The sequence below is a fragment of the Aeromonas sp. s13 genome, assembly GCF_040907905.1.
Lineage (GTDB): Bacteria > Pseudomonadota > Gammaproteobacteria > Enterobacterales > Aeromonadaceae > Aeromonas > Aeromonas veronii.
Window position 1 is genome coordinate 21,158 of the sequence record NZ_JBFOCS010000073.1, and the last position, 17,038, is coordinate 38,195.

14 protein-coding genes are annotated in these 17,038 nt (G+C 60.4%); 11 read left to right on the forward strand and 3 right to left on the reverse strand.

Going from position 1 to position 17,038, the window contains the following annotated elements; translation table 11 throughout:
* Positions 1 to 28: 28 nt before the first annotated feature.
* The 7 genes from AB5Y82_RS15405 to AB5Y82_RS15435 all read left to right on the forward strand — a co-directional run bounded on the left by AB5Y82_RS15405 (position 29) and on the right by AB5Y82_RS15435 (position 7,861).
* Positions 29 to 1,813 carry a 4Fe-4S binding protein gene (locus AB5Y82_RS15405; protein ID WP_368174189.1) on the forward strand — a complete coding sequence of 595 codons (1,785 nt, stop codon included), beginning with the start codon at positions 29 to 31 and terminating at the stop codon, positions 1,811 to 1,813.
* A gap of 9 nt (positions 1,814 to 1,822) precedes the next feature.
* Entirely contained in the window at positions 1,823 to 2,440 is a 618-nt protein-coding gene (locus tag AB5Y82_RS15410; protein ID WP_368174190.1) for a molecular chaperone, read from the forward strand.
* Positions 2,441 to 2,555: 115 nt separating this feature from the next.
* A complete protein-coding gene (locus AB5Y82_RS15415) occupies positions 2,556 to 2,759 on the forward strand; it encodes a transcriptional initiation protein Tat (RefSeq protein ID WP_323935860.1) in 204 nt (67 codons plus the stop codon).
* Positions 2,760 to 2,782: 23 nt separating this feature from the next.
* The gene (locus AB5Y82_RS15420) at positions 2,783 to 5,659 is read left to right on the forward strand and encodes a formate dehydrogenase subunit alpha (protein WP_368174191.1); all 2,877 of its coding nucleotides are present in this window, start codon (positions 2,783 to 2,785) and stop codon (positions 5,657 to 5,659) included.
* Positions 5,660 to 5,663: 4 nt separating this feature from the next.
* Positions 5,664 to 6,323 carry a formate dehydrogenase FDH3 subunit beta gene (gene fdh3B, locus AB5Y82_RS15425; RefSeq protein WP_005353752.1) on the forward strand — a complete coding sequence of 220 codons (660 nt, stop codon included), beginning with the start codon at positions 5,664 to 5,666 and terminating at the stop codon, positions 6,321 to 6,323.
* Positions 6,320 to 7,291 (forward strand): formate dehydrogenase subunit gamma, encoded by a 972-nt coding sequence (locus AB5Y82_RS15430; protein ID WP_005353740.1) that lies wholly within the window; start codon positions 6,320 to 6,322, stop codon positions 7,289 to 7,291. Before fdh3B ends, AB5Y82_RS15430 begins: the two co-directional genes overlap by 4 nt.
* Positions 7,292 to 7,450: 159 nt before the next feature.
* A complete protein-coding gene (locus tag AB5Y82_RS15435; RefSeq protein ID WP_227274116.1) occupies positions 7,451 to 7,861 on the forward strand; it encodes a DNA breaking-rejoining protein in 411 nt (136 codons plus the stop codon).
* Between the two features lie 87 nt (positions 7,862 to 7,948).
* Here the strand turns inward: AB5Y82_RS15435 and AB5Y82_RS15440 are convergent, their stop codons facing one another.
* On the reverse strand, positions 7,949 to 8,713 hold the full coding sequence (locus tag AB5Y82_RS15440; protein ID WP_368174192.1) for a substrate-binding periplasmic protein: 765 nt from the start codon (positions 8,711 to 8,713) through the stop codon (positions 7,949 to 7,951).
* A 274-nt stretch (positions 8,714 to 8,987) separates the two neighbouring features.
* On the opposite strand from AB5Y82_RS15440, the gene AB5Y82_RS15445 reads away from it, so the two are divergent.
* A complete protein-coding gene (locus tag AB5Y82_RS15445; RefSeq protein ID WP_005334789.1) occupies positions 8,988 to 10,703 on the forward strand; it encodes an NAD-dependent malic enzyme in 1,716 nt (571 codons plus the stop codon).
* Positions 10,704 to 10,792: 89 nt separating this feature from the next.
* On the opposite strand, the gene AB5Y82_RS15450 is transcribed toward AB5Y82_RS15445, so the two are convergent.
* Both AB5Y82_RS15450 and AB5Y82_RS15455 read right to left on the reverse strand, forming a co-directional pair.
* Complete coding sequence (locus AB5Y82_RS15450; protein ID WP_111900543.1) at positions 10,793 to 11,131, reverse strand: RT0821/Lpp0805 family surface protein; 339 nt, start codon at positions 11,129 to 11,131, stop codon at positions 10,793 to 10,795.
* Positions 11,131 to 12,546, reverse strand: coding sequence for a hypothetical protein (locus tag AB5Y82_RS15455; RefSeq protein WP_368174193.1), 1,416 nt, complete (start codon positions 12,544 to 12,546; stop codon positions 11,131 to 11,133). The genes AB5Y82_RS15450 and AB5Y82_RS15455 overlap by 1 nt, the downstream gene beginning before the upstream one ends.
* 305 nt (positions 12,547 to 12,851) lie before the next feature.
* Between AB5Y82_RS15455 and AB5Y82_RS15460 the strand changes: the two genes are divergently transcribed.
* From AB5Y82_RS15460 to AB5Y82_RS15470, 3 genes are all read left to right on the forward strand, one after another.
* Entirely contained in the window at positions 12,852 to 14,090 is a 1,239-nt protein-coding gene (locus tag AB5Y82_RS15460) for a uracil-xanthine permease family protein (protein ID WP_005334784.1), read from the forward strand.
* A 550-nt stretch (positions 14,091 to 14,640) separates the two neighbouring features.
* Positions 14,641 to 15,372: a substrate-binding periplasmic protein gene (locus tag AB5Y82_RS15465; protein WP_368174194.1), complete on the forward strand. Its 732-nt coding sequence runs from the start codon at positions 14,641 to 14,643 to the stop codon at positions 15,370 to 15,372.
* Between the two features lie 64 nt (positions 15,373 to 15,436).
* Complete coding sequence (locus AB5Y82_RS15470; RefSeq protein WP_159157354.1) at positions 15,437 to 16,963, forward strand: methyl-accepting chemotaxis protein; 1,527 nt, start codon at positions 15,437 to 15,439, stop codon at positions 16,961 to 16,963.
* The last annotated feature ends 75 nt before the right edge of the window (positions 16,964 to 17,038 follow it).

The following is a 17,038-nucleotide window of genomic DNA, read 5'->3' on the forward strand; positions in this document are numbered from 1 at the left end:
CCATGAGGTGGCGCGCACAGGAGCGTATGTGAGCACTGAACAAACATTGCCAAATCTGACCCCAAATCTGACCTCAAATCTGGCCCACGGGGCGGGGGCGGCCGAGCATGACGCGCGCGCGCGCGCCTGTGCCCTGCAGCATACGGTCAAGACCGACAACCTGATCCCGGCCACTGTCTCTTATCAGAGTCAGGGGCGCCTGCTGCTGGTCGGCCCGGAAGATCGCATTCGCCGCGCTGCCAGCCTGCTGCCCGCCGAGGTGAAGCCCACCCTGCTGGTGACCGAAGCGGTCCACGATGCCGAGGCGGCAGATCTCGAAACCATTTTCGATGCCACCGCATCCCTCGCGGCCCTGACCCTGCGCGAACCGAGCCTGACAGGGTATTTGGGGCAGTTCCAGCTCACCGGCCTCAATGGTCAGGGTGAGCGGGTTAATCTGGCTGCGCTTTGCTTCCCACAACAAGGCTTTCCACAACAAGCGGCTGCTGTTAGTGAACAGCCACGCGAACCGCGCTTCGATCTGGTGGCCGATCTGGGCCGCGCCCCGCTGTTTGTGCTGGAGCGCCCGCCGGTCGGTTATCTGCATCTGGCCGATGACGCTGACTTGGCCGAACGGCTCGCCGAGCAACTCGCAGAACTTTGCGCGCTGACCGGTATCTTCGACAAGCCGCGCTATTTTCGTCTCGACCCCGAGGCCTGCGCCTTTACCGCCCGCGGCGTGCCCGGTTGCAGCCGCTGTCTCGATGTCTGCCCGACCGATGCCCTCAAGCCCATCAATGGTCGCATCCAGATCGATCCCCATCTCTGTCAGGGCTTTGGCAGCTGTGCCTCTGCTTGCCCGACCGGGGCGATTGCCTATCACCAGCCCGATGCCAACACCAGCGGCGACTATCTTTTCCGATTGCTCAAGAACTACCGGGAGGCGGGTGGCGAAGCGCCCCAGTTGCTGATCGCCGGTGAAAACGAGCGCGAATGGGTGGAATCTGAGCTCGCTTCTCTTCCCACCAACTGGTTGCCGGTCTGGGTGGAGGAGAGCGCGAGTTTAGGCATCGAGAGCTGGTTCGCCGCCCTCGCCTATGGCGCCAGCGCGGTACGCATCGCGCTCGGTGACGATGCCCCCGAAAGCGTGCGGGCGCTGGTTGAGCGGGAACTGGCGAGCGCCGCCGTGCTGCTGGCGGGCGCCGGTCTTGCTGCCGATCGCATTGCATTGTTTTACCCAGATGTCGAACAAGATAAGCCGCTCTCCTGTGAGCCAGCCGTTGCGCTGCTGGACAAGCCGCTCAAAGGGGACAAACGGGAGAACCTGTTTACCGCCTTCGATACCCTCTGGCAGGCCAACGAGGGAAGTTGCGAGCCGCTGGCGGTGCCCCACGGAGCTCCTTACGGCAGCGTGGAACTCAAAGAGTCTGACTGCACCCTCTGCATGGGCTGCGTGGCGGTCTGCCCGAGCCGGGCGCTGCATGCGGTGGGCCATGCACCGGGCCTCAATTTTATCGAGCAGGACTGCATCCAGTGCGGCATGTGCGAAAAGGCCTGCCCTGAGCAGGCCATCGTACTGGTGCCCCGCCTGCAGCCGGTGCCCGAAGCGCGCCGCGCCGTACAGAGCCTCAAGGTCGAAGAGGCTGCCTGCTGCATTCGTTGTGGCAAGCCGTTTGCGCCAGCCTCCCTTATCCGCCGCATCCAGCAGAAACTGGCCGGTCACTCCCACTTCCAGAACGAGGCCGCCCAGCGGCTGCTGATGTGCGAGGACTGCCGGGTCAAGGATGTGTTTGCAGCGCTGGCGGCGGACCCCGTCTCCCAGCTCAAGGTGTGAGGGCCAGTGATGAGTGAACAACATAACGAAAAGGCTGGCGAACTGACCATGACTGAACTGGAACAGAGCAGCGCCGATCTCTACGCCCTGCTGGCGAGCCTCTGGCGCGCCGCCCCCCGTGGCGAACAGCTCGCCTGGCTGCAAGGCCTGCAGGCCATGCCGGGCCCCTTTGCCAGAGGGTTGGGGCTGGTGCAGTTGGCGGCCAGCAGCCACCACGAGCATGAGCTTTCCGAGGAGTATCAGGATCTCTTTATCGGGCTGGGGCGCGGGGAGATCGTGCCGTTTGCCTCCTGGTATCTCACCGGCTCTTTGATGGAGCTGCCGCTGGCGGTGCTGCGCGCAGATCTGCAGTCCCTCGGTTTCGAGCGCCAGAGCGGAGTATGCGAGCCGGAAGATCATCTCGCCGCCCTCTGTGAGGTGATGGCGGTACTGATTGCCGAGCAGCACCCGGAGCGCAACCGCTTCTATGAACGCCACCTTGCCCCCTGGGTACTCGCCTGCTGCCGCGATCAGCAACAGGCGAAAGGGGGCAGCTTCTACCGGGCGGTCGGCGCCCTTGCCGAAGATTTCTTCAAGCTGGAAAACGAATTGCGCCTGCCGTTTGGCGCCTGCGTGGTGAGGGGCTGAACGCCCTTATCTGTGCATAAAACGCTGTGCATAACAAAACGAGCAGACGAGATATCCCATTGGACGCGAAGCTGGCGCGCAGGCGCCAGCAAGAACAACAACAGAGGTCACAAGAATGAGCGATGAACAGCTGAAAGACCCGTCCCGCCGCAATCTAATCAAGGGAGTTGGCGTGGTCGCCACCATAGGCGTGTTGGTCGGTGCCACCGGTCGGGTGGTGGGCAAAGAGGTGCTGACCCACGACACCGAGCCTGACAAGGGCTATCGGGAGACCCCCCATGTTCACGACTTTTATCGCACCCTGCGCGGCACCGACTGAGCCGGATCAGTGAAGGAGAACTCATGAAACTGACAAAACGTGCCGAGCTGCCCCAAGTGGGCGAGCAGGGCAATGAGGCCATTCGCGGTCAGGGGCTGACCCGCCGCGCCTTTATGGTCAACTCGGGTCTGGTGGCCGGTGGCGCCGTGGCCGCCGGTTGGCTGGCGCCGGCCATGATGCAGCGGGCCGAGGCCAAAACCGTCGCCGCCGAGGTGCCGGTCGAGGTGAAGCGCACCATCTGTTCCCACTGCTCGGTGGGCTGCGGTGTCTATGCCGAGGTGCAGAACGGTGTCTGGACAGGTCAGGAACCGGCCTTCGATCACCCCTTCAACCTTGGCGGTCACTGCGCCAAGGGGGCGGCCCTGCGCGAGCACGGCCACGGTGAGCGTCGCCTCAAATACCCGATGAAGCTGGTGGGCGGCAAGTGGCAGCGCCTGAGCTGGGATCAGGCCATCGAAGAGGTGGGCAACGAGGTGCTGCGCCTTCGCAAGGAGTCCGGCCCCGACAGCGTCTACTGGCTCGGCTCCGCCAAGCACTCCAACGAGCAGGCCTACCTGTTTCGCAAGATGGCGTCCCTGTGGGGCACCAACAACGTGGATCACCAGGCGCGGATCTGCCACTCCACCACGGTCGCTGGCGTAGCCAACACCTGGGGCTACGGCGCCATGACCAACAGCCTGAACGACATGCACAACAGCAAGTCGATCATGTTTATCGGCTCCAACCCGGCGGAGGCCCACCCGGTCGCCATGCAGCACATCCTGCTGGCGAAAGAGCGCAATGGCTGCAAGATCCTGGTGGTCGACCCGCGCCGTACCCGCACCGCCGCCAAGGCGGACATGTACCTCTCCCTGCGCCCGGGCACCGACGTCGCCTTTATCTGGGGCATGCTCTGGCACATCTTCAAGAACGGCTGGGAAGATAAAGAGTTCATCCGCACCCGCGTCTACGGCATGGACGAGGTTCAAAAAGAGGTGGCGCGCTGGACTCCGGCGGAAGTGGAGCGGGTAACCGGCCTCAATGAACAGCAAGTGCACGATGCCGCCAAGCTGCTGGCCGACAACCGCCCCGGCTGCGTGGTCTGGTGCATGGGCGGTACCCAGCACACCACAGGCAACAACAACACCCGCGCTTATTGCATCCTCGAACTGGCCCTCGGCAACGTGGGCAAGAGCGGGGCGGGCACCAACATCTTCCGTGGTCACGACAACGTGCAGGGGGCCACCGACTTTGGCGTCACCTCAGACTCCCTGCCCGGTTACTACGGGCTGGAAGAGGGCTCCTGGAAGCACTGGGCCCGGGTGTGGGATGTCGACTACGAGTGGATCAAGGCCCGCTTCGACAACAAGGCCTACAACGGCAAGTTGCCGATGAACAACAACGGCATTCCGGTCTCCCGCTGGGTGGACGGGGTGCTGGAGAACGCTGATCTCATCGAGCAGGGCTCCAACATCCGCGCCATGTTCTACTGGGGCCATGCGGTCAACTCCCAGACTCGCGGCCCGGAGATGAAGAAGGCGATGCAAAAGCTCGACATGATGGTGATTGTCGACCCGTACCCCACCGTCGCCTCGGTGATGAACGATCGCACCGACGGCGTCTACCTGCTGCCGGCCACCACCCAGTTCGAGACCTATGGTTCCGTCACCGCCACCAACCGCTCCATGCAGTGGCGCGACAAGGTGATTGAGCCTCTGTTCGAATCCAAGGTCGACCACGAGATCATGTATCTGCTGAGCAAGAAGCTCGGTTTTGCCGACCAGCTGTTCAAGCACATCAAGGTAGAGAACAACCAGCCACTGCTGGAAGACATCACCCGCGAATACAACCGCGGCATGTGGAGCGTGGGCTACACCGGCCAGAGCCCGGAGCGGCTCAAGGCGCACCAGCAGAACTGGCACACCTTCCACAAGACCAACCTCAAGGCCGAAGGGGGCCCGGTCAGTGGCGAAGTGTACGGTCTGCCGTGGCCCTGCTGGGGCACCCCGGAGATGAAACATCCCGGCAGCCATATCCTCTACGACACCAGCATTCCGGTGTCGGAAGGGGGCGGTGGTTTCCGCGCACGTTTCGGCATCGAGTATCAGGGCGTCTCGCTGCTCGCCGAAGACTCCTGGCCGAAGGGAAGTGAAGTAGAAGATGGCTATCCCGAGATCACTGCCGACCTGATGAAACAGCTCGGCTGGTGGGATGAGCTGACCGAGGCCGAGAAAAAAGAGGCCGAGGGCAAGAACTGGAAGACTGACCTCTCCGGCGGTATCCAGCGGGTTGCCATCAAGCACGGCTTCGTCCCCTACGGCAACGCCAAGGCGCGCTGCGTAGTGTGGACCTTCCCGGATCAGGTGCCCAAGCACCGTGAGCCGCTCTACACCCCGCGCCGTGATCTGCTGGCCGACTACGCCACCTGGCCTGATTCGAAGAGCCTGTGGCGCCTGCCGACCCAGTACGCCTCGGTGCAGGAGAAGGATGTCAGCAAGGAGTTCCCCATCATCCTCACCTCCGGCCGTCTGGTGGAGTACGAGGGGGGCGGTGACGAGACCCGCTCCAACCCCTGGCTGGCTGAATTGCAGCAGGAGATGTTCGTTGAGATGAACCCGGCGGATGCCAACGACGTCGGGGTGCGCGACGGTCAGGATGTGTGGGTCGAGGGGCCGGAAGGAGGCCGGGTCAAGGTGAAGGCACTGGTGACCCCGCGGGTCAAACCGGGGCTTGCCTTTATGCCGTTCCACTTCGGCGGCCACTTCGAGGGCAAGGATCTGCGATCCAAATATCCGGAAGGGTCTGACCCCTATGTGCTGGGGGAGTCGGTCAACATAGTCACCACCTATGGTTATGACCCGGTCACCCAGATGCAGGAGACCAAGGTCACCCTGTGCCGTTTTCGCAAAGTAGGAGCCTGATCCCATGGCCAGAATGAAATTCATGTGTGACACCAAGCGCTGCATCGAGTGCAACGGCTGTGTGACGGCGTGCAAGAACGAGAACGACGATGCCCTCGAGTGGGGTATCCAGCGCCGCCGGGTGGTAACCCTCAACGACGGCCTGCCGGGTGAGACCTCCATCTCGGTCGCCTGCATGCACTGCACCGACGCCCCCTGCATGGCGGTCTGCCCGGCCGACTGCTTCTATCACACCGACGACGGCATCGTGCTGCACAACAAGGATCTCTGTATCGGTTGCGGCTACTGCCTGTTTGCCTGCCCGTTTGGTGCCCCCCAGTTCCCGAAGACCGCCGCCTTTGGCGATCGGGGCAAGATGGATAAGTGCACCTTCTGCGCCGGCGGCCCGGAGGAGGATCACAGCGAGGCGGAGCGCCAGAAGTATGGTGCCAACCGTATCGCCGAGGGCAAGCTGCCGATGTGTGCCGAGCTCTGTTCCACCAAGGCGCTGCTGGCAGGGGATGCGCAGGTGATCTCCGACATCTTCCGCGAGCGGGTCGCCTATCGCGGTGCCCCTCATGCAGCTTGGGGGGCTGATGAACAGGCGCTCTATCGTGACGCCAGCAAACCTCACGATGGCAGAGGCAAGGGGCTCAAGCTTGGCAAGCAGGAGGATGGCCAATGAGACACTGGCTGACAGCGCTGCTGACGGCCTTGCTGCTGTTCAGCGCGCCCGGCTTCGCTGATGCGCAGAAAGAGGCGGTCGGCTTTGCCGGCGCCGATTACTGGCGGGCGGTGAAGGATGGGCAGGAGGGGGTGACCACCTCCCGCTCGCCGGAGCACGGGGTACTTATCTCGGTGCCGGGCCAGCTCTGGTTCGAGGTGAAGACCAAGTGGGTGTCGCCACTCGGCGCCATCGCCATCTTCGGCTCCTTGGCCATGTGCGGCCTGATGTACCTGGTGGTGGGGCAGACCAAGCTCTCCAAACCGCGCACCGGGCGCAAGCTCAAGCGCTGGAGCCGGCTGGATCGGGCGCTGCACTGGACCACGGCGGCCATGTTTCTGACCCTCTCCGGGTCGGGGCTGGCCATCATCTACGGCAAGTACTTCATCAAGCCGGTGGTGAGCCTCGGGGTGTGGGAGAACTGGATCTGGTTTGCCAAGGTGTTCCACAACTACGTGGGGCCGCTCTTCTTCCTCTGCCTGATGGGGGTGCTCATCAAGTGGTTCCGCCACAACATCGTCAACATGGTGGATGTGCAGTGGTTCATGAAGTTTGGTGGCATGCTCGGCAAGCACAAGGGAAGTCACCCCTCGGCGGGCTTCTCCAACGGCGGCGAGAAGGCGATCTTCTGGCTGCTGATCTGGTTTGGCGGCATTGTGGTGGCGACCGGGCTGTTCCTCGATTTCCCCATCTTCGGCCAGCTGCGCCGCCAGATGGAGTGGGCCAGCTTTATCCATATCGTAGGCGCCTTGATCCTTATCTGCGGTTTTATCTTCCATATCTACATGGGCCTGTTCCAGCTGGAAGGGGCGCTGGAGGGGATGGTGACCGGCGAGGTAGACGAGACCTGGGCCAAGGAGCACCACGACCTCTGGTATGAAGAGGTAAAGCACACCCTCGATGAGCCCAAGGCGGGCAAATCAAGCTGATGGTCGACAAAGAGTAAAGAGAAGGGGCGCTGCGGCGCCCCTTTTGATGGCGGGTCGATCGTGATGGCAAATTGATTGAGCGATGCCGCAAACGGCGATGGTTTTTTGGGCCACCTTGAGCAACAGTAACAGGGGTTCCATTCACACAAGGGATGACAAATGATGAGAAAAGCATGGCTGGCGGCGGTATGTGCATCTGCACTCTTCGGTGGTATTGCGGGCGTGGCGCAGGCGGCTGACGGGATCAAGACCCAGCAGGTGCAGTTCAAGAAGGGGGAGTCAGGGGCAACCATCAACGGCACCATTCAAGGTAGCCAGACCCTCGATTACAAGCTGACGGCCAACAAGGGCCAGAGCATGGTGGTGATCCTGACCGGCAAGCCCTACTTCAATATTCTGCCGCCGGGCAGCAAGGGGGAGGCGATTTTTGTTGGCTCTCGTGACGGGAACAACTTTGAGGCAACCCTGCCCGCCAAGGGCACTTATACCATTCGGGTCTACCAGATGGGGGCGGCCGAGAGCAGCAAGGCCAAGACGCCGTTCAAGCTGGAGGTGGGCATCAGCGGCTAATGCCAGCTGCTGACAAGCATCACAGAGGTGGTGGCCACAAAGGGCCGCCACCGTTGTTTTATCCCCTCTGTTTTTGCCTCGCCAAGGTCAATATTCCCCCCGGGCCAGCCGCTCGAAGTAGCGCTGATAACGTCCGCTGGCGATGGCCTGCTGCAACTGCTGATTGAACTGATCCCGCAGTTTGGCTGAATCCGGCATCTTGCGCGGGAACATCACGAAGCTGTCGTTGCGCAGAAAAGGGGTCTGACTGTGGGTGATGAGTGCCGCGCTGGCGGGGTCGAGCTGGCTCTGCAACTCGGCCAGACCGACTCGCAGCTCTTGCGGATAGAGGTCGATCCGCCCGCGCAGCAGCTTGCCGAAATTCTGCTTCACGTCGGTGACTTTCTGTTGGGTTACCTTGCCATCGGCCACCATCTTGTCCAGCTCGGGCCCGTAGCTGTAGGCGATATCGCCCCCGAGGCGCATGCCGACGATTTGCTCAAGGCGCTCGGCCTGCAGCTGCCGTGATTTGAGGGAGAAGAAGACAAACTGCTCCTGCAGCACCGCTTCGCTAAACAGAAAATCCTGCTCCCGCTCCGGTTTGTGCATCCAGACGGCGGTGGCATCGTAGAGCTGGCTGTTGGCCGCCAGCGAATAGACCCGACCCCAGGGGGCGAAGTGGAACTTCACCTCATAGCCCGCCTCCTTGAACAGATCGCTGATGAGGTGGGCCACTGGACCGTGCTGTCTTGACTGCTCGGAGACGAAAGGGGGCCATTCACCCACGATAATGTTGAGCACCCGGCCCGGTGCGGCGAGAGCCGATTGGCTGGTCAGAAACAACCACAGAGCAAGCAGCGGGATCAGGCGCATGGCAGAAAGAAGGGGGCGCAGGCTGGCAGAGGCGAGGGCATCAGGTCACTCCCGGCTGTGATGCGGTGAAAGGGGCTGGGTTGCCCGCAATGCTAACATGAGTCTCATTCCTTGCCGTGGATATTTGTCTCGCCGGGGTCGCCGGGCGCCTATTTTGGCCGCAGGGTATGCCCAAGCTCACAAAACCGATCGAGTAAACGTCATATGATTGATTTCATTATGAGTCTTGCTCTCCTGCCGAACGGCAATTTCACGTAAATCAAAGAGAATGACTATGGCTACCGGACAATATCTGCTGTGGAAAGATGCACAGGGACAGGATTTTCGCCCCGTTGCACTGACCGGCACTGATCTGCTTAACAATCGATACCTCAACAAGGGCACGGCCTTCACCGAACAGGAGCGGGCCGATTTTGATCTCGATGGTTTGCTGCCGCCTCAGGTGCAAACTTTTGAAGCCCAGCTCGAGCGAGTGTATGAGGGGTTCAAGAGCGCTTGCAGCGATATCGAGAAGTACCAGAACCTGCGTGCCCTGCAGGATCGCAACGAGACTCTCTTCTATGCCCTGTTGTCACGCCATGTGGAGGAGATGACTCCCTACATCTATACCCCGACCGTGGGCAAGGCGTGTCAGGAGTTCAGCCACCGCTTCCAGAAGCCGCGCGGCCTCTACATCACCCCGGACAACGTGGATGACATGGGCAGTCAGGCCCGCCACTTCGATGCCAAATCGATCCGCATCATAGTCGTCACCGACAGCCAGGGCATTCTGGGGATCGGCGACCAGGGGGTCGGCGGCATGGGCATCCCCATCGGCAAGCTGGCGCTCTATACCCTGGGTGCCGGTATTCACCCCGCCTGCTGCATGCCCATCGCGCTGGATGTGGGCACCGACAATCAGAAACTGCTCGATGATCCCATGTATCTGGGCCGCCCGCACAAGCGTATTCGCGGCAAGGAGTATGAAGAGTTCATCGACAAGTTCGTGCAGGGGGTCAAGCGCCACTTCCCCAATGCAGTGCTGCAGTGGGAAGACTTCAGCAAATCCAACGCCTTCAACAATCTGGCCCGCTATCAGCAGTCGCTGCCGTCGTTCAACGATGATATTCAGGGCACCGGTGCCGTGGTGCTGGCCGGTATCATTGGTGCGGTCAAGGTCAAGGGAGAGACGCTGGGCCAACAGAACTATCTGGTCTATGGCGCGGGGGCCGGCGGGGTCGGCGTGGCGGATCAAATCTGCGCGGGGATGATCCGCGAAGGGATGGATCCGCAGGCCGCGCGGGATCGCATCTACATTCTGGATACCCAGGGGCTGGTGTGCGACAACCGGGACGGGCTCGACGAGTACAAGCGTCGCTACGCCAAACCGGGGTTGCTGCTGGCGGGTTGGGATACCGAGGTGCCCGGCAAGGCCAATCTGGCCGATGTGCTGCGTCATGTGCCTATTACCGTGTTGCTGGGTACCAGTGGCTCGGGCGGCGCCTTCCAGGAAGAGCACATCCAGCTGATGCTGCAGCATTGCGAGCGCCCCATGGTGTTCCCGCTCTCCAACCCGACCGCCAACTGTGAAGCACTGCCGGAGGATATCTACCGCTGGAGCAAGGGCAAAGCCATCGTTGCAACCGGTAGTCCGTTCAAGGATGTGAGCTACGAGGGGCAGGAGTTTCGGGTCGGGCAGGGCAACAACGTCTTTATCTTCCCCGGTGTAGGTCTGGCGGCCATCGTCAGCCAGCTCCGCGAGATCACGCCCGATGTATTCACTACCGCCGCCTTTGCGCTGGCCGAGTGCGTGAGTGAGGTTGACCTGGCGAAAGGGGCCGTTTATCCCCGCATTCGCGAGCTGCGCAGCATCTCAGTGCATGTGGCGACCGCCGTGCTCAAGGATATCGTGCGTCGGGATCCCTCCCACCCGCTGATCGGTCAGGATCTGCAGCAGCATATCCTCAACCACATGTGGGAGCCGGTTTACCTGCCCTATCGTCGGGTATAACCGCGTATTCACCGCCCGGATAACGGATCGGTAAAGATGACAAGGGGGTAGCGCTGCTACCCCCTTTCATTCATCACCCGTGGCATTCACTAAGTTCGCAATGGCCGCCAGCGCCCTTCCTGATTGCGACAGGCGGTATCCTGCCACTGCTGGCTGGCCTTGCCGATATAGAGTTGCTCGCGATAGTCGCGACACCACTCCCCGCTGGAATGGCGGAAGGTGCGTAGCGGGGTGACGCTACCCGAGTGACGGTTAGCTGGATTGAACCAGGTGAGGCTTTGGCCTTTGGTACGGGTTTCCAGCGCCTTGGCGAGAGCCTGATTGGCCAGTTGAACATCTTCCTTATCCATTTGATGGTAAAGCGGCGGAGTGTCGACCGTGGCGCAGCCAGTGAGGCCGAGCAGGAAGAGTGGTAACAGATTGCGCATCATGGTTGCCCCTGTTGGCGAAAACCGTTGTTGAGCAGCGCCCGCTCCTGCTCATCGGTAAGCACTTGCTGGCGATCATCGACCGTGCCATCGCCCCTGAGTTTGTTGCCATTGGCATCGACGGCATCCACACCGTTGTCATCGATGGTGCCATCACCCCTGAGCTTGTTGCCATTGGCATCGACGGCATCCACGCCGTTGTCATCGATGGTGCCATCACCTCTGAGCTTGTTGCCATTGGCATCGACTGCATCCACGCCGTTGTCATCGATGGTGCCGTCACCTCTGAGCTTGTTGCCATTGGCATCGACGGCATCTACACCGTTGTCATCGACAGTGCCGTCACCTCTGAGCTTGTTCCCGTTGGCATCGACGGCATCTACGCCGTTGTCATCGACAGTGCCGTCACCTCTGAGCTTGTTCCCGTTGGCATCGACGGCATCTACGCCGTTGTCATCAACGCCATTGCCAAATCCGCGGCCACCCCCATGGCGTTCTCCCCCTGCATGTTTTTCTCCACCAGCATGCCGTTCACCTCCACCATGCTGCTCTCCGCCGGCATGCTCGCCTTGGCCGCCACTGTCATCGCTGCCCCCATCGCTGTCGCTGCCACCACCGCTGTTGCTGCCACCACCGCTGTCGCTGCCTCCGCCGCTGTTGCTGCCACCACCGCTGTCGCTGCCACCGCCGCTGTCGCTGCCACCGCCGCTGTCGCTGCCACCGCCGCTGTCGCTGCCACCGCCGCTGTTGCTGCCACCGCCGCTGTCGTTGCCTCCACTGTTACCCCCACTGCCACCATCGCCATCTTTGTTGTGAACGATCAGCTCATTGGCGATGTAGCTGTGGCTGCCATCGAGCAGCAGATTGAAGAGTGCGGTAGTGGGAGATGTCTCGATCCAGCAGAGTGACTCAACCAGCAGTAATTCCGGCTGGGATTGCAGGGCCAGATTGCCCGTCACCATGACAGGTGTCGGGCGACACATTATCTGCATGCCAGTAAATAGCGGCAGCACCGCCAGTTGCGGGTTTTCGGTTCGGGTCATGGCCGGTGAGATGGCCGCCCAGCCCCGCGTGGTCAGCAGAGGGTGCTCTGCGGTAAAAAATGGGGGCAGATCATTGATCCCGTAGAGTCTGCGCTTGCCCAGTATGACCCGTTCGACCGCCAGGATCCGGTTACTGCCGCCGTGCTGATCCAGCACCCGTTCACCGACCCGGAGCGTCTCTATGGGACGGGTGGAACCATCGGCCATCGTGATGCGAGTGCCGGCGATAAAGCAGGACTTGGCATAGGCCTGATTCATTTGCCACTCATTGTGGGCGAAATCATAACTGAACGGATTCGCAAACAGGGCGAGTGCGATGGCCGAGCCAATAAGCAATCTGCGCTGGCTGGCCTTGAATGGGGGCTGTGACATGGGGACTCCTTGTCCATCTTGATTCACAGGATCCAGTATAGAGCGCCCCCAAGCGGCGGCATTTTTGACTATGAACACAATAAACATGATGGAAAAACGATTGGCGTTCGTCACAATAATGCGTAAAATCGCATACTCGATGCTTGTAGCAACGAATCCCGCCTAAAAAGCCAGTTTCATGCCCTTCCCAAGCAGTAAAAGGTAACAAGTGACGTATTTGTGTTCATTTTGTGCCTTGGAAAAGTCTTGTGATAACTGAAAAGTGATAAATATCCCCATCAGTTATCAAAAAATTAAGGACATCCATGTTTTCCTTAGTCAAGCAAAGTGTCGCCGGGCTGCAAATCCTGTTTGTCGCCTTCGGTGCCATGGTTCTGGTGCCCCTGCTCACCGGACTGAACCCCTCCATGGCCCTGCTTGGCGCCGGTGTGGGCACCCTGTTGTTCCAGCTCTGCACCCGCCGCCAGGTCCCGATTTTCCTCGGTTCCAGCTTTGCCTTCATCGCCCCCATCATCTACGCCACCCAGACCTGGGGATTGCCATCCACCATGTTTGGCCTGTTTGCCGCCGGTTTCATGTATTTCATTCTGGCTGCGCTGATCCGGGCAAAAGGGATGGGCTTTGTGCACAAATTGCTGCCTCCGGTAGTGATTGGCCCGGTGATCATGGTCATCGGTCTTTCTGTGGCGCAGGTTGCCTGCAACATGGCGATGGGCCGTGCCGGTAGTGAGCAGGTGGTACCTGCGGGGACTGCGCTGACACTGGCCGGTATCTCGCTGGCTGTCACCCTGATTGCAGCAGTGTTCTGCAAGGGGTGGATCAAGCTGATCCCCATCCTGTGCGGCGTGATTGCCGGTTATGTCTCGGCGGTGTTCATGGGCCAGGTGAGTTTCGATGGCATGGTGAACGCCCCCTGGCTGGCGCTGCCCCACTTCGAAACCCCGGAGATCAACTGGGCTGCTGCATTGTTCATGTTGCCGGTAGCCATCGCCCCCTGTATCGAGCATATCGGTGGCGTGTTGGCGATTGGTGGCGTGACTGGCAAGGATTACACCAAGGATCCGGGTTTGCACCGTACGCTGGCCGGTGACGGCATCGGCGTCTGCTTCGCCGGTTTCATCGGTGGCCCACCCGTGACCACCTACGCCGAAGTGACCGGTGCCGTGATGATCACTCGCAACTTCAATCCGGTCACCATGACATGGGCTGCGGTGTTTGCCATCATTCTGGCCTTCTTCGGCAAGTTCAATGCGCTGCTTACCTCCATCCCCATGCCGGTGATGGGCGGTATCATGCTGCTGCTGTTCGGATCCATCGCTGCCATCGGTCTCAAGACGCTGGTGGAATCCAAGGTGGATCTGGGACTGTCACGCAATATCGCCATCGTCGCCGTGACTCTGACCGTCGGTGTCGGTGCGCTGGAGATGAAGATTGGCGACTTCGCGCTGGCCGGTGTTGGCCTGGCCTCTGTTGCCGCCATCCTGCTCAACCTGATCCTGCCTGCGCACTCCGAAGAGGGTGTGATGGACGCGGCCAAGGATTGAGTTCCACCAGACGTTCATCGTTGATTTGGAGAAGGCCACCTCGCGGTGGCCTTCTGTTTTTCGGGTATATCGCGCCACTTTTCGGCTCGGCGGAGCTCATCTGGAATCTAATTTGGAAGCAGATGAGGGGGTTAGCATTCTCATTTGACGTATCTCTTTTCGTGACCTTAGCTAAAGGACAGGTTTGGCTCTGAGGTCTCCTCGAGCAGTATGGGAAAATGGATGTTGGCGTTTTCTATCATTTCTCTCCCAGACCCCTGTCATAAAACGATGCGCTTTTTCTTTGCCACGGCGCTGTTGTATGGCAGAGGCTTATCCGCCCCACTCCGCATCCCCTCATGCTGCCCTGGCATGTTTCCACCTCGATTGGTTGTGAGCCTCCCTCGCCGGTTGCGTTTCGTTGCGCACAGGCAAAATCCGGATCTGTTTGCTGCTGCACATGGGTGGGCGGCGAGCCGTGAAAGCCGGCATGACCCCAGCGGGTCAGACGTGCACCGCCATCGGTAACGGCGGATGTTCAGGGATGAATGGCAAGCAAAGCGAGGTTGCAATGAACTATCAACTGCTGTGGAAAAGTGCAATTTTTTCAGTCTCTTCCATGATGGCGATAAGCGCTGTTCAGGCTGCGCCACTGAACGTGATGACCGAGGATTACCCGCCATTCAACATGCAGGGGGAGGGGGGCAAGATTGTCGGGCTGTCGACCGAGGTGGTCGAAGAGCTGTTCAAGCGTGCTGGAGTCGAATACAAGCTGACCCTGATGCCCTGGAAACGGGCGTACGAAGATACCCTCGGTACTCCCAATACCGCCCTCTACTCCACGACCCGCACTCCAGAGCGGGAAGCACTGTTCAAGTGGGTAGGGCCGCTGGTCAATAACAACTGGGTGTTTTTCTCCAGCTCAACAGCCAATATCACGGTCAAGTCACTGGAAGATGCCAAGCAGTATTCGGTGGGTGGCTATAACGGCGATGCGGCCGCCGAATATCTCAAGGCCCAGGGATTTGCCAAGTTGCAGCTGGCTGCCAACGATACCGCCAACGTGAAGAAACTGGAGGCGGGCCGCATCGATCTTTGGGCAACCGGCCAGTATCTGGCGCCTTATCTGGCCGGCAAGGAGAAAGTAGCTTCACCCAAGCCGGTCTTCGTGTTCAAGGAAACCCAGATGAGCTTGGCGTTTAACAAGGATACGCCCGATGAGCTCATCACCAAGCTCAACGAGATCCTCGCTGCCATGAAGGCGGATGGCACCATCGACAAGATCAATGCCAAGTACCAGTAACAGTACCAATAGCAAGTGCCGCTCAATGGCACTGCGCCGGCTGCCGTAAAACCGGGAGGAAACCATGGATTGGAAAAGTCTGACGTTCAGGATTGCCGTGTTGACCTCCCTGTCGGTGAGTCTGCTACTGGTGTTGTTTGGCGCTTACAACTACCACGCCGTCAAGGCGGAGAGCTACAGCAAACAGAGTGCGCTGGTCGAACAGGCCATCGGCCGGCTGCAGCTCTCCCTGCCCGGCCCGCTGTGGAATTATGAATCGGCATTCATCGAGGCATCGCTCAAGTCCGAGCTGGCGGCCGATATCCTGAGTGCGCTGCTGGTGGTCAACAAGGACAAGCTGGTTGCCGGGTTTGCCCGTGACATGGCGGGGAGCATTGCCCCCGTGACAGCCATGCCTGCCGATACCGCTGCCTATGGGGGATATGATCTGGTCTATGACGACAGTGGCCAGAAAAACACCGTGGCCCGATTGCTGGTGCAAACCAGTGATGCCGCCATTCAGGCCCAACTGCGCCAGCAGTTGATCACCACCGTCTGGCAGATCCTGGTGCTCGATCTCTGCATCATCGCGCTGCTGATGGTGCTGATTCATCGCAATGTGCTCAGGCCGCTTCATCAGATGAATCAGGCGGTGTTCGATCTGGCCAAAGGAGAGGGGGATCTGACCCGGCGTCTGAAGATCAGCCGCCAGGATGAGATGGGAGCGTTGGCCACCAACATCAACCACTTTATTGCCAAGTTGCAGGAGATGGTAGCGGAGATCAACGAGCTCTCTGCCGGTGTGTTGCAAACCGCCGAACTCTGTGACTCCCTCTCGGCAGATACCCGGGTAGGCAGTGACGCCCAGCAATCCGAGCTGGATCAGGTCGCTACCGCCATTACCGAAATGAGTCAGGCAGTGCAGGAAGTGGCTGGCAATGCGGTGAAAACCTCTGGCGCTACCGATGAGGCCAACCTCTATGTGGAGCAGGGTTACAATCTGGCGGGCCATGCCAATGAGGCCATCCATCAACTGGTGGGGGAGGTGGAGCGGGTCGCCACCCTGATGCGCACCCTTTCGACCGAGAGCAGCAGCATTGGCACCATCATCGAAGTGATCAACGGCATCGCCGAGCAGACCAATTTGCTTGCCCTCAACGCGGCCATCGAGGCGGCGCGGGCGGGTGATCAGGGGCGCGGTTTTGCGGTGGTGGCGGATGAGGTACGCACCTTGTCGGGCCGTACTCGCCAGTCGACGGAGGAGATCAGTGCCAGTATCAAGCGGTTGCAGCAAGCGACCCAGAATGTCGGGGCCGGAATGCAACAGAGTCAGGAGAAGGCATCCCGCGCCGGCATCGAGGCGGCAGATGTGCAGATATCGGTGGAGAAAATTAAAAATCAGGTCAGCCTGATCCGCGAGATGAACATGTATATCGCCCAGGCATCGGAAGAACAACACTCGGTGGCGGAGGCGGTCAGCCACAGCGTCAACCGGATTGCAACGCTCAACAGCGAGAGTGCGGCCAGAGTGGCACAGGTTGCCGAGGCCAGCAGCGATCTGCGGCAGTTGTCGGCCCAGCTAGACACCCTGCTCAAGCAGTTTCGGGTCTAGTCAGTTCACTTCGTCCCGTTGGATCATCCTGCGGGGCAGGTAAGGTTCCCTTTATTGTGAGGCGCAGCGAGATGT